At 68.4% G+C, this 14,688-nt stretch carries 3 protein-coding genes; all 3 read left to right on the forward strand.

Features of this window, described 5'->3' with window-relative positions:
* Genes KVT39_RS13215 through KVT39_RS13225 form a run of 3 tightly spaced genes read left to right on the forward strand, consistent with a single transcriptional unit; the run spans position 1 to position 14,626 of the window.
* On the forward strand, positions 1-1,617 hold the full coding sequence (locus KVT39_RS13215) for an MBL fold metallo-hydrolase (protein WP_034182248.1): 1,617 nt from the start codon (positions 1-3) through the stop codon (positions 1,615-1,617).
* The gene (locus KVT39_RS13220) at positions 1,605-5,519 is read left to right on the forward strand and encodes a non-ribosomal peptide synthetase (protein WP_217589272.1); all 3,915 of its coding nucleotides are present in this window, start codon (positions 1,605-1,607) and stop codon (positions 5,517-5,519) included. Before KVT39_RS13215 ends, KVT39_RS13220 begins: the two co-directional genes overlap by 13 nt.
* Positions 5,516-14,626, forward strand: a complete 9,111-nt coding sequence (locus KVT39_RS13225; RefSeq protein ID WP_217589274.1) for a non-ribosomal peptide synthetase — start codon at positions 5,516-5,518, stop codon at positions 14,624-14,626. Before KVT39_RS13220 ends, KVT39_RS13225 begins: the two co-directional genes overlap by 4 nt.
* The last annotated feature ends 62 nt before the right edge of the window (positions 14,627-14,688 follow it).

A 14,688-nucleotide genomic window follows, 5' to 3' on the forward strand; every position in this document is an offset into this window, starting at 1 on the left:
TTGACCATTTCGTCCAACACGCAGGTCTACCTGCGACAAAACATCCAGTTCGAACCGCTGATCAACGGCTGGTACGCGTGGTTTCACACGCTTCCGCCGTTGACCGCCGCCCTCAACGTGGCCGAGCGGTTCCTGCCGCTGATGAAGTCCTATGCCGCATCGCCGATGATGCATGCGGCGGCCTGCAAGGATCCGGCGATGCGCGGCGGCCCGTTCCTCGACCTGGGCGGCAAGCGCGTCGACGAAATCCGCGCGCTGATCGAGCAGACCACCCGGCGCGCGACCCTGCAGCTGGAACTGGCGAAGGCCTACAAGGCGTTCTCCACGCTGCTGCTGGAACAGGCCAAGGGGATGGCTTCGGACCCGCTCTACCCCGAGATTCCGGAGGTGTTGAAAGGCTATGTCGAGATCTACTACGACCTGAACCACAACCCGTCCTTCCGGGTGTTCGAAAGCCTGCTGTACGCGAGCCCGCTCTATGCGCGCGATGCGCAGAGCATCGCGCTGTCGGCGATCGAGGAGAACACGCCGCGGCCATTCATTCTCAGCACGCCCCGGCTCAGCGACGAGCGCACGCTGTTCAGCAACATGGCCTTCGACGATCGCGCACTCGACGCGCTGTTCCGCATGCGCGACACGCCCGGCAGCTACGCGAAAATCGTCGATCTGATGCGCGTGGAGGAGAAGGACGAGCCGCTGTTCCGCTCGTTCTTCGTCGAACAGGCGCCGGCACCGAAACCGGATCGTTCGTTCGACGGCGACGACATCCGCATCCGCTACTACGGCCACGCGTGCCTGCTGGTCCAGAGCCGGGGCGTGAGCATCCTGATCGATCCGGTGATCAGCTACGGCTACGACACCGCGCTGCCGCGCTATACGTTCGCCGACCTGCCGGACCAGATCGACTACGTGCTGATCACGCACAGCCATCACGATCACATCGTGCTCGAAACGCTGCTGCAGCTTCGCCACAAGGTCAAGACCGTGGTGGTCGGCAGGAACCTCGACGGCTTTCCGCAAGATCCGTCGCTGGAACTGGCGTTGCGCAAGCTCGGCTTCGACGACGTGCGGGAAGTTCGGGATGCTCAGGAAATCAAGTTGCCCAACGGGGCCATCACCGCCATTCCGTTCCTGGGCGAACACAACGACCTGGCGATCCAGAGCAAGCAGAGCTTCATGATCCGCTTCGGCACGCGTTCGGTGCTGTGCATCGCCGATTCGTGCAACCTGGACCCGCGCCTTTACGAACATGTCTTCCGCCTCGCCGGCAAGCCGGACACGCTGTTCGTCGGGATGGAAACCGAGGGCGCGCCGCCGTCATGGGTCTATGGCCCGCTGTTTCCCGACGCGCTGCCGCGCGACATCGATCGGTCGCGCCGTGCGCGGGGCTGCCAGTTCGGCGAGGCCGCCGCGCTGGTGGACGACTTCGCGTTCAACGCGGCGTATGTCTATGCGATGGGTCAGGAGCCGTGGCTGAACCACCTCCTCGACAACACCTTCGACGAAAACTCGCCCAGCCATATCCAGTCCACCCAGTTCGTCGCGCACTGCAAGGCCAAGGGCATCGCTTCCGAAATCCTGTACGCGACGAGGGAGATCGTGCTTTGTCAGAACTGAATCTCAACGCGCTCTCGACCAGCGGGCAATACCAGGAACACGTGGCGTTCTGGAGCGACGCGCTCGGTCGCATCGACGAAGACTTCCGCCTTCAGCAGGCGTGGCAGGCGTATGCGCTACCGCTCGGCCCCGCGCCGGAACTGACGTTCGAGCTCGACGGCGACGCGGCGGCGGTGCTGGAGAAGCTCGCCGCCGGCAACGAGCTGGGCGCGTTCGTCGTGCTGCTGGCGGCGCTGTTCCGTGTGCTGGGGCGCTACAACGGCGCGGCCGGCCTGTTCCTGGATACGCCGCGCCTGATCGCCGGACCCGCGAGCGGCCCCGCCGATCCCGTCCCGCTGCTCGACGCCATCGAGCCCGGCCCGACGGTTCGCGCGTATCTGAACCAGGTGCGCGACAGGGTGCAGCGCAGCTATTCGTATCAGGATTTTCCGATCGCCGCCCTCGCGCACAAGCTGCATGGCGAACGGCACACGACCAACGTCGGCGTGCGCTTCGACGGTCTGCACGAAGCCTGGGCGTCGGCCGACTACGACCTGTCGATCGAGATCCGCCATCGCGAGCGCTACGAGATCGTGCTGACGGGCCGGCCGACGGTGTTCACGCTGCATTATCTCCAGCATGTCGCGCGACACCTGCGCAACGTGCTGGCCGGCTTCGGCGCGCTGGACGCTGCGCTCGACACCGTCTCGCTGCTCGACGACGAAGAACGCGCGCGCCTTCGTTCGCATGCGGCGCCCGTCGCGGTACCTGGAACCTTCCTGGAGCAGTTCGCGCAACGGGTCGCGGCCGCGCCGGACGGCATCGCCGTGGTGACCGCCGATGCATCGCTGACCTATGCCGAACTGGACGACCAGGCGTCCCGGCTGGCGAGCTTCCTGCTCGCGGAATACGCGATCGAACGCGGCGACGTGGTGGGCGTGGTGGCCGACCGTTCCGAGCGCTGGATCGTCGGCATGCTCGGCGCCCTCAAGGCGGGCGCGGTGTATCTGCCGCTCGACCCGGAGTTTCCGCGGGAGCGGCTGCGCTTCATGATCGAGGACGCGAAGGTCAAGGCGCTGCTGACGCACTCGGAACACCTGCCGTTGCTCGCCGATTTCTGGGCGATCCCGATGTTCGCCCTCGACTTCCAGCTCGACACGCTGGCGCCTGCATCGGCGGCGGCGCAGGTCGAGGTCCGCCCGGACGATGCGGCATACATCATCTACACGTCCGGCTCCACGGGCGTGCCCAAGGGCGTCGTGCTCGAACACGCAGGGCTCCTGAACATGGCGCAGTACCATGTGGACGCCTTCGATTTCGATGCCGCCGACCGGTTCGTCCAGTTCTACTCGCCGGGCTTCGACGGCTCGATCATGGAGATTTTCGTCACGCTGCTCGCGGGCGCGCGCCTGGTGCTGGCGAAGCCCGCCGTGATCCGCGACGTGCCGCGCTTCGTCGAATATATCGCGCAGCAGGGCGTCACCACCCTCAACGCGACGCCCGCCTATCTCGCCGCGCTCGACTGGAACGCGCTCGGCACCGTGAAACGCGTCATCAGCGCGGGCGACAGCGCCCGCGCGGCGGATCTGCGCGAGCTGGCCCGGACCCGCACGTGCCACAACTCGTACGGCCCCACCGAGGCAACCGTGTGCATCGCGGACTACGTGGTCGACCCGGCAACCGCCTACGGCGCCCGCCTGCCGGTAGGCCGCCCGATCCACAATACGTACCTGTACCTGCTCGACGAGCACGGGGCGCTGGCCCCCGAGGGCTGCACGGGCGAGATCTGCGTGTCCGGCATCGCACTGGCGCGCGGCTATGTCGCCCGGGACGACCTGGCGGCCGCCGCTTTCGTCGACCACCCGTTCGACGCGGGCGAGCGCCTTTATCGCACCGGCGACCTCGGTGTCTGGCTGCCGGACGGCAACCTGGAAGTCACCGGGCGCCGCGACACGCAGGTGAAGATTCGCGGCTATCGCATCGAGATGGGCGAAATCGAAGCGGCGCTCCGGCAGCACGCCGACGTCGCCGACGCGATCGTGTTCGTGCGCGAGGACGCGCCGCAACACAAGCAACTGGTGGCCTGCGTCGCGACGGCGACGGCCAGCGTCGCCAGCCTGCGGGAACACCTGAAGGAACGTCTGCCCGAGTTCATGGTGCCGGCGTCGATCGTGACGCTCGAACGCCTGCCGCTGACGCCGAACGGCAAGCCCGACCGCAAGGCGCTCGCCGCGCTGGAACTGGCGCCCGTGCCGAGCGAAACCGCGTACGCCGCGCCGACCAATGACGTCGAAGCGCGCCTGGGCAAGATCTGGTCCGAGGTGCTGGGCCGCGAGCCGATCGGCGTGCACGACAATTTCTTCGAACTGGGCGGCGACTCGATCCTGATCATCCAGGTGATGTCGCTGGCCCAGCAAATCGGCCTCAAATTCACCGCCGACCAGTTTTTCGCGCATCCGACCATCGCCGAGCTGGCGCAGGTTGCGGTGGAGGCGCCGTCGATCCGGATTGCGCAGGAGCCGGTGGTCGGCCCCGCGCCGCTGACGCCGATCCAGCATTGGTTCTTCGCGCAGGACGTGGCGGATCCGCACCACTACAACCAGTCGACGATGATCGAGGTGCCCGCGTCGCTGCGGCCGGACGTGATCGAGCGCGCGCTGGCGGCCGTCGCGACGCATCACGACGCGCTGCGGCTGAGTTTCGAGCGCGTCGCCGGTGCGTGGCGGCAATCGCATGCGGCGCCGCCGCTGGCGATTCCGCTCGGCATCACGTCGCTGGCGGGCGCGGCGCCCGCCGCACGGCAGGCCGAGATGCTCGCGACCGCCACCCGCATGCAGGAGAGCTTCACGTTGTCCGTGGCGCCGCTGCTGCGCGCCCACCTGTTCCGGTTCGGTCCCGACGAACCGCAGCGCCTGCTCGTCGTGGCGCACCATCTGGTGATCGACGGCGTCTCGTGGCGCATCCTGTTCGAAGATCTGTACACCGCGTGTCGCCAGCTCGAAGCGGGCGAAGCGGTGCAGCTCCCGGCCAGGACGACGGCCTGGCGCGACTGGTCGGCGCGTCTGTCCGAACTCGGCGCGACCGCGCTCGACGGGCTGGACTACTGGCTCCGGGAGAACGCCGACGAGCACGCGTGCTTCGACGAGATGCCGGTCGGCACCGTCGCCGAAGCCGGCACGGCGGTCATCGAGTTCGACGCGCAGCAAACGCTCGCGCTGTTGCAGGACGTGCCGCGCGCGTTCAATACCCAGATCAACGAAGTCCTGCTGACGGCCCTGCTGCTCGCGTTCGGCGACTGGACCGGCAACGCGTCGCTGGTCGTCGATCTCGAAGGCCACGGCCGCGAGGCCCTCTTCGACGGCGTCGATACGTCACGCACGATCGGCTGGTTCACCGCGCACTATCCGGTGTTCCTGAACGCCGGCGACGCCACCGTGGCGGTCGAGGCGCTGCGCCACGTCAAGGAGCAGCTGCGCGCGGTGCCGATGCGCGGGCTCGGCTACGGCATCGCCCGCTACCTCGGCAACGACGCCGGCATCGCGGCGGCGCTGGAACGGCAGCCGCCGGCGCCGGTGCGCTTCAACTATCTCGGCCAGGTCGATCGCGTGCTGGCCGACGACACGGGCTGGAAGCCGGTGCTCGACTTCCAGAGTCCCGAGCACAGCCCGCGCGCGCGTCGCGGCCATCTGTTCGAGATCGACGGGATGGTGTTCGACGGGCGTCTGCGCCTGACCTGGCACTACAACCGCGAAGCCTGCGCACCCGGCGTCATCGAGCAGCTGACGCAGTGCTACCGCAGCCGTCTGCTGTCGATCGTCGCGGCCGGCGGCGACGGCCCGCGCGGGCTGAGCCCGTCGGATTTTCCGGCCGCGCGCATCAGCCAGGAAGCGTTGGACGCCCTTGTCTCAAGGATCAAATCGTGACATCCCCCACCATCGCCGATATCTACGAGCTCTCCCCGATGCAGGAGGCGATGCTCTTTCATGCCGTGCACTCGCCCGGCACGAGAAGCAGCTTCAACCAGCTCGGTTGCCGGATCACCGGCAGCCTCGATCCCGTGCTGTTCCATGCCGCATGGCAGCAGCTCGTCGATCGGCATCCGGTGATGCGCACGTCGTTCCATTGGGAGGAATTCGACAAGCCCATGCAGGTCGTGCACGCGCACGCCACGCTGCCGTGGGTGCAGGACGACTGGCGCGACCTGCCGGAACACGAACAGCGCACGCGGTGGCGCGCGCATCTCGAAGACGACCTGGCCGAGGGCTTCGCGCTCGATCGCGCGCCGCTCGTGCGCTGTCGCCTGGTGCGCGTCGCCGCCGACGCATACCTGTTCAGCTGGAGCCACCATCACATCCTTGCCGATGGCTGGTGCCTGTCGCTCGTCATCGAGGAGATCTTCCAGGTCTATGGCGCGCTCGCGCGCGGCGTGCCGCCGGCGCTCCCCGCGGTGCGCCCCTATCGCGACTATATCCAGTGGCTGCAGCAGCGCGAGCCGCAAGCCGCGCAGCAGTACTGGACACGCTATCTCGAAGGTTTCCACTCGCCGACCCCGCTGCCCACGGCCGCGCGCGCGGAAGCGGGCGAGCGCTTCGGCCAGGGCCTCGCGCAAGTGCAGGCCGACCTGTCGGCCGACCTGAGCGCACGCCTGCGGCAATTCGCGGCCCGGCATCACGTCACCCTCAATACCCTCGCGCAAGCGGCCTGGGCGCTCGTGCTGTCGCGTTACAGCGGGGAAACCGACGTGGTGTTCGGCGCCGTCGTGTCCGGACGGGGCGCCAACCTGCCGGGGATCGAAACCATGCTCGGCCTGTTCATCAATACGGTGCCGGTGCGGGTGCGGGTCGATCCGAGGCAGCCGCTGGTGCCGTGGCTGAAGATGATCCAGGCGCGCGTGGCCGCACGTGCGCAGTTCGAGCACACCCCGTTGCCCGACATTCAGCGCTGCAGCGAAGTGCCGCTGACGACACCGCTGTTCGAGAGCAACATCACGTTCATGAATTACCCGCTCGACGCGTCGCTGACGCATGGCGCGCACGGGCTGGCGGTCGACGAGGTGCTGCTCTACAACCGCGCCGACATTCCGCTCGAATTCGTGGTGACGGCGCGCGACGACTGGCAGATGGAACTGTCGTTCGACCCGCGGCGCTTCGATGAAGACACCATGCAGCGGATGCTGGGCCACGTGGCCGCAACGCTCGACGCGTTCGCGGCCGATCCGAACCGGCTGCTCGGCCGCCTGCCGATACTGCCCGAGGCCGAACGCCGGCAGTTGCTGGAGACCTTCAACGACACCGCCGTGCCGTTCGACGCCGCGCGCACCGTCGTGCATCGCCTGGAGCAGGCCGCCGCGGACCATCCCGAGCGGCCCGCGGTCGAGTACCGGGGCAACGTCCTGAGCGCGGGCGAACTGAATGCGCGCGCCAACCGCACCGCTCGCCGCCTGCTGGCCGCCGCCGAGCTGGGGCCGGACGCGCTGGTCGCGATCTGCATGCACCGGTCGGCGCGCCTGATGGAGGCGATCCTCGCCGTGTGGAAGTGCGGCGCCGCCTATATTCCGATCGACCCCGACTATCCGGTGGCCCGCATCCGCACCATTCTCGAGGATTCCGGCGCCGCCCTCGTGATTACCTGCGACGGCCTGCTTCCTTCCGAGCTGGCCGCGCTCGCACCGGTCGTGTCGCTCGACGCCGCCACCGATATCGTCGACGACACCAATCCGGGCCGCCCCGTATCGCCCGACAGCCTCGCCTACGTGATCTACACGTCCGGCTCCACCGGCAAGCCCAAAGGGGCGATGGTCGAGCACGCCGGCATGCTGAACCACATGCTCGCCGAGATCGACGAATTTTCGATCTCGGCGTCGTCGGTGATCGCGCAAACCGCGCCGCATTGCTTCGATATTTCGGTGTGGCAATTTTTCACGGCGCCGCTCGTCGGCGGCAGGACCGTGATCGTCGACGACGAATGCATTCGCGATCCCGCGAGTTTCGTCACGACCCTGGAAGCCACCCGGATCAGCATCGTCGAACTGGTGCCGTCCTATCTGTCCGCCGTGCTCGACCGCGCATCGGAACGGCCGGCGCTGATGCGGCACCTGCGGCACCTGCTCGTCACCGGCGAGATGGTCAGCCCGGCTTTGGTGAAACAGTGGTTCGACGTGTTCCCGGACATCGCGCTGGTGAACGCCTATGGCCCGGCGGAAGCGTCCGACGACGTCGCGCAGCACCGCATGACGTGCGCGCCGACCACGCCTTACGTACCGGTCGGCAAGCCGATCCGCAACGTGCGCATCTACGTCGTCGACCCGCAGCTGAACCTGTGCCCGATCGGGATTCCCGGCGAACTTTGCGTGTCCGGCGTCGCCGTCGGCCGCGGCTATCTGAACAACGAAGCCGCTACGCGGGAGGCTTTCGTCGAGGATCCGTTCCATCCGGACCGCGGTGTCCGCCTGTATCGCACCGGCGACATCGGCTGCTATCTCCCCGATGGAACGATCGTGCTGCACGGCCGCAAGGACCACCAACTGAAGATCCGCGGCTACCGCATCGAGCTCGCGGAAATCGACAACGCGCTGGCCGCCATTCCGGAAATCCGCCAGGCGGCCGCGCTCGACTATCGCGACGAGACCGGCCGCGCCGCGCTGTGCGCGTATGTCGCGTTCCGCGACGGCGCGTCGCTGAGCGACGCCCGGATTGCCGCCGCGTTGTCCGCCACGCTGCCGGACTATATGGTGCCCGGCATCTACGTGGTGCTCGACGCGCTGCCCCTGAGCAGCAACGGCAAGATCGACCGCAAGGCGCTGCCCCCGCCGGACCGGTCGCGGCTGTCCGCCGCGGCACACGCGCCGACGCTGCCCCGCACGCCCACCGAGACGCTGCTGTGCCGCATCTGGGGAGAAGCGCTGGGCATTCCGTCGCCCGGCATCCACGACAACATCTTCGCGCTGGGCGGCGATTCGATTCTCAGCATGCGCATCGTGTCGCTGGCCGCCAAGGCGGGCCTGAAGCTCACCACCCGGCTCATCTTCCAGCATCCGACGGTCGCCGAGCTCGCCGCCGTGGCGACGCGCGGCACGGCCGGCGCGGCGGAGTTCGTCGCGTCGTCCGGCCCGCTGCCGCTGACGCCCATCCAGAAGCGTTTCTTCGCGCAGCGCAACGACGATCCGGACCAGTACAACCAGGCGGTCCTGCTCGACGTGCCGGCGGATCTCGATCCGGTCCTGCTGCGCCACGCGCTCCGGCACGCGGTCAAATGGCATGACGCGCTGCGGCTGCGCTTTCGCGCGGACGCGTCCGGCCGGGTCCAGGAAGTCGTCGACGATCCGGAGGTCCCCGTCGGCGTATTCGACATCCCACGCGATCGGCTCGCGCAGCACGTCGCGCGGTCGCATGCGAGCCTGAATCTGTCGGACGGCCCGGTCTTGCGCGCGGACCTGTTCCGCATCGACGAAGGCCGTTCGCTTCGTCTGCTGCTGGTCGCCCATCATCTGGTCGTCGACGGCGTGTCGTGGGGCGCACTGCTCGAAACCGTGTACGACGCCTATACCCGCCTGCGCAACGGCAAGGCGCCCGAATTCGCGGGCGGCAGCGCGACGTGGACCGCATGGACCCGGGCCATCTCGAACTGGGCCGGCTCCGGCGCCGCCGACGCCGACCTCGCCCATTGGCAAGCGCTGGCGCGTTCCGCGCTGCCCGGCCTGCCGCTCGATCGCGCCGCGTCGGCCGATGCCAATATCGTGTCGTCCGCCGAAACGATCGTGGTCGAGCTGGCTGAAGCCGCCACCGCGGCCTTGCTGGGCATAGCGCCCCGCGCCTACGACGCGCAGATCAACGACCTGCTGCTTGCCGCGCTCGCACGTGCCGTCAGCGACTGGAGCGGATGCGCCGACGTCCTGCTGGATCTCGAAGCGCACGGTCGCGAGGAACTGATCGAAGACCTCGACATCTCGCGCACGGTGGGCTGGTTTACGTCCGTCTTCCCGGTCGTGCTGACGGTCGATGCCGGTTCGCACGATCCGGCTCGCCTGGTTGCGTCGATCAAGACGCGACTGCGCGCGGTGCCGACCGCGGGCATCACCTGCGGCCTGCTGCAAGACCGGCTCGACGGCCCGGCTCCGCAGCCGCAACTGCTGTTCAACTACCTGGGCCAGACCGACCAGCTGTTCGCCGCCGCACGCGACTGGAAACAGGCCGCGGAGCCAAGCGGGGACGGCCGCAATGCGAACCAGCTGCGCGAGCACCTGCTCGACGTCAACGCCTACGTGACCGGCAACCGCCTGCACGTTGCGTGGGAATTCAGCCGGGCCTGCCACGACCCGGACACCATTCGGCGCGTCGCGCAAGCCTATATCGCGGCGCTCGAAACCCTGGTCGCCGACCATGCCGTCCAGTCCGCATCGCCCCGGCCCGCGGCCGGTCTGCCGCAGGCGCCGGCCTCGGTCATGCCGGACGAGATCGCCGACGTCTACGCGCTTACGCCGACCCAGCAGGGCATGCTGTTCCACGGCCTGTACGAACCCGCGTCGGATGCCTATTTCAGCAGCCTGAATTTCCGTATCGACGGGGCGCTCGACGTCGAACGGTTCCGCCGCGCGTGGGATACCGTGGCGCACCGGCACGACATCTTGCGAACCTCGTTTCACTGGGAAGAAATCGAAAGCCCGGTGCAGGTCGTGCATCGCCGTATCGACTTGCCCTGGCACGACGAGGATCTGCGCGCGGCGTCCGCCGCGGAGGCCGAGCAGCGTCGGGAAGCCTACGTGGCGCAAGACCGGGCGCGCGGCTTCGACTTTACCCGCGCGCCGCTGATGCGGCTCGCGCTGTTCCGCGTGGGCGATCACGCATGGCGCTTCCATTGGAGCCATCACCACCTGCTGCTCGACGGCTGGAGTTCCGCGCGGCTCCTGAGCGAAGTGGCCGCCGCCTATCAGGCGCTGCCGGCCGAAGGCGCTCCGGAGCGGCACGCGCCGCCCGCCTTCGCCGATTACGTGCGCTGGCTGGCGCGCCAGGACGCCGCGGCGGCGGAACGCTTCTGGAAGACGAAGCTGGCGGATTTCCCGGCGACGACGCCGCTCGTGCTGGGCCGCCCCGAACTCGACGGCACGGCCGCGCCGGGCGCCTATGTGGAGGAGCCGCTGCTGCTGTCCGAAAACGACACGCAACGGCTCGTCGCGTTCGCGCAAACCAATCGCGTCACCCTCAACACGCTCGCGCAGGGTGCGTGGGCGCAGTTGCTGAGCCGCTATAGCGGTGAAGCGGACGTCGTGTTCGGCACGATCGTTTCCGGTCGCCCCGCGTCGCTGCCCGCGTCGGACGAGATGGTCGGGCTGTTCATCAACACGCTGCCGGTGCGGGTCCGCATCGACGCGCGCCCGACGTCCGCGTGGCTGGCGCAATTGCAGATGGATCTCGCGCAGCAGGAGGACTATGCGCACTATCCGCTGGCCGACATCCAGAAATTCGCCGGCCTGCCGCCCGGCGTGCCGCTCTTCGAAAGCCTGCTCATCTTCCAGAACTATCCGGTCGAGGAAGCACTGGCCGATGCGCTGCCCGGCCTGCGGATCGGCGAATTCCAGGTGTCCGATCCGAACAATTACCCGCTGACGCTGGTCGTGACGCCGGGCAAGCGCCTGTCGCTGCAGGTGCTGTACGACGACGGCCGGTTCGATCGCGAAACGATCGTCCGCCTGCTGCGCCATGTCGAAACCCTGCTCGTCGGCCTGGCCGGCGAGGAGGATCGCCCGAACCGCAGCGTTGCGCTCCTCACCGACGCCGAGCGGGACGCCATCCTGCTGGGCTGGAACGATACCTTCGCGCCGATTCCGTCCGACCGGACGCTGGCCGAACTGATCGAGGCCGTGGCTGCCGCGCACCCCGAGCGCATTGCGGTTCGCTGCGGCATGGAGGTTCGCACCTATCGGGACCTCGTCGAAGGCGCCGACCGGATCGCCGGCCATCTTCTGCAGACGGCGCCGATCCGGCCGGACGACCGGATCGCCGTCTGGATGCCGCGCTCGCCGCTGATGCTGGAAACGATCCTGGCCATCTGGAAGTGCGGCGCGGCGTATGTTCCGGTCGATCCGGCCTATCCGGCCCAGCGGGTCGAGACCATCCTGACGCTGGCCCGGCCGGCCATCATCGTCGGCACCGACTGCCAGCCGCCGCCGGCGCTGGCGTCGATCCCGCTGGTCGATCCCGCCCGCCTGCCCGTCCATCGCGACGCGGGGGCACCGACGCCGCGCTGCCGGCCCACGGACCTCGCCTACGTGATCTTCACGTCGGGTTCGACCGGCCAACCGAAGGGCGCGATGGTCGAGCATCGCGGCATGCTCAATCACGTGCTCGCGATGGCGCGCAGGGTCGGGCTCGGCGCGCAGAGCGCGGTCGCCCAGACCGCTTCGCACTGCTCCGATATTTCGGTCTGGCAGTGCTTCGCGGCGCTGGCGTCGGGCGGCACGACGGTGATCTATCCCGATGCCGTCATCCTCGAGCCCGCGCGCCTGATCGACAGCCTGCACCGCGACCGCATCACGGCGATGCAATTCGTGCCGTCCTATCTGGCGACCTTTCTCGGCGAGCTGGAACGGCACGCGACGCCGGCCTTCCCGCACCTCGACACGCTGCTGACGATCGGCGAAACCCTGCAGCCCGCCACCGCGCAAGCCTGGTTCCGCCTGAATCCGGTGGTCCGGCTCATCAACGCCTATGGGCCGACCGAAGCGTCGGACTCCGTCGCGCATTACAGCATGGAGCGTGCGCCGGATCTGCCGGCGATTCCGATCGGCCGGCCGATCGAGAACCTGCGCGTCTACGTCGTGGATGCCGACATGAATCCGTGCCCGGCCGGCGTCAAGGGCGAGATCTGCATCGGGGGCGTCGGCGTCGGCCGCGGCTACCTGTTCGACGAAGCACGCACCCGGGCGGTGTTCCGCGACGATCCGTTCAGTCCGGAACCGGGCGCGCGCCTGTATCGCACCGGCGATATCGGCTGCTTCGGGCCGGACGGCAACCTCCATTTCTTCGGCCGCCGCGACTTCCAGGTCAAGATCCGCGGGTATCGCATCGAGCTCGGGGAAATCGAAGCCGCGCTGACCGGCCTCGCAGGCATTTCCAACGCCGTCGTGGTCGCCCGCGAGACACCGGACTCGGAAACGACCCTGTGCGGCTACGCGTCGGGTACCGGCTGGACGCCCAAAGGCCTGCGCGACGCCCTGCGCGAAAAGCTGCCGGCGCATATGGTGCCCGACACCGTGATGCTGCTGCCGGCGCTGCCCGTCATGCCGAACGGCAAGATCAACCGCGCCGCGCTGCCGCTCCCGGATGCCGCGTCCGTCCCCGACGGCGTGCCGGCCGAACCGCAGACGCCTGTCGAGGCGGCGCTGCTGCGCATCTTCGCCGAGGTGCTCGGCCGCCGGCCGAACGGCATCGACGACGATTTCTTCGAGCATGGCGGCCAAAGCCTCAAGGCGATCCAGATGGTCAGCCGGATCCGGCGCGAACTGAAACTGAACGTCGCGGTCGCCGACATCTTCCATGCGCCGTCGCCGCGCGCGCTCGCGCAGAAGCTGGCTGCCACGCCCGCCGACGGTGCCGGTGCCGGTGCCGGTGCCGGTGCCGGCGCCGACGCGATCATCCCGGCGCTTGCCGTGCAACCGTCCTACGCGGTGTCGCGCGCACAGAAGCGGATCTGGCTCGCGAGCCGCAGCGCGGATCCGTCCACGTACAACATGGCAGGCGCACTGCAGCTGGACGGCGCCGTCGACACGGCACGCCTCGCCCTTGCATTCGACCGGCTGGTCGATCGCCACGAGAGCCTGCGCACGGTGTTTGCGATGATCGAAGGCGAGCTGCGGCAACGCATCCTCACCCGCGAGGCGTCCGGATTCCGGGTCGAGCAAATGGATCTGGCGGACGATGCCGGGCCGCAAGCGATCGATGCGCTGATTCGCGCGGAAAGCGAGCAGCCGTTCGATCTCGCGTCGGGACCGCTCTTTCGCGTCAAGCTGGTCCGGCTCTCGCCGACGCACCATCTGCTGCTGCTGAACATGCACCACGCGATATCGGATGCGTGGTCGATCCGCGTGCTGACCGACGACCTGCATGCGCTGTACGCGGGACGCCACCTGCCGCCGCTGTCGATCCAGTACCGCGACTACGCCGCGTGGCACAACGCGAGCCTCGCCGGTCCGCGCGCCGCCGCGCATCGCGCATACTGGCTCGAGCAACTGGCGCCGCCGCTGCCCCGCCTGCAACCGGCGTCGGATTTCCCGCGTCCCAAGCGGCTCGGTCATGCCGGGCAGACGCTCGAAGTCGAACTGTCGGAGCCGCAGGCGGCGGGACTCGCGACGCTGGCCCGCGCTCACCATACGTCGCTCTACGCGGTGCTCCTGGCGTCGTTCTGCGTGCTGATGCACCGCTACACGGGGCGTGAGGACATCGTCATCGGCAGCGTGACGGCCGGGCGCGACAGCGAACAGCTCGAATCGCAGATCGGGGTGTACCTCAACACTGTCGTGCTGCGCGTCCCGGTGCGGAAATCCGCGACCGTCGCCGAGGTGATCGACGGTGTGGCGAAGGCCTCCACGCAAGCGCTGGAGCATGCGTCCTATCCGTTCGACGTGCTGCTGGAAGACCTGAAGATCCGCACCCCGGCGAACCATTTCCCGATCTTCGACATTCAAGCGAACTACGTTTCGATACCCGCGCCGCAGCCCGGTCTGTGCATCACGGACATCTCGCGGACGGACAGCACGGCCAAGTTCGACCTGTCCTTCCAGATCGTGGAAAGCGAAGGCAGGCACCTTATCCAGTTCATCTACAACACCCGCCTGTTCCGCCCCGCGACCATCGCCGCGATGCGCGATCGACTGCTCGCGATCCACGACGTCTTCCGCCGCGATCCGGCCACGCCGGTCGATCGCATCCCGCTCTCCGGCGACGCGCCCGCCGCCAGCCCACGGGTCCGGGTCGGCCTGCGCCTGACGCGCGCGCCCGAAGTCACGGCCGACGACGCGCTCGAGGAGAAGACGTGATGCGGGCCGGCCGGAGTTCGGGCGGCGCGCGCCGTGCGCGCTGCTTCGGGTTGTTTCAGGTG

The sequence above is a fragment of the Burkholderia sp. GbtcB21 genome (assembly GCF_019091065.1).
In the GTDB taxonomy this organism is placed as follows: domain Bacteria; phylum Pseudomonadota; class Gammaproteobacteria; order Burkholderiales; family Burkholderiaceae; genus Burkholderia; species Burkholderia pyrrocinia_C.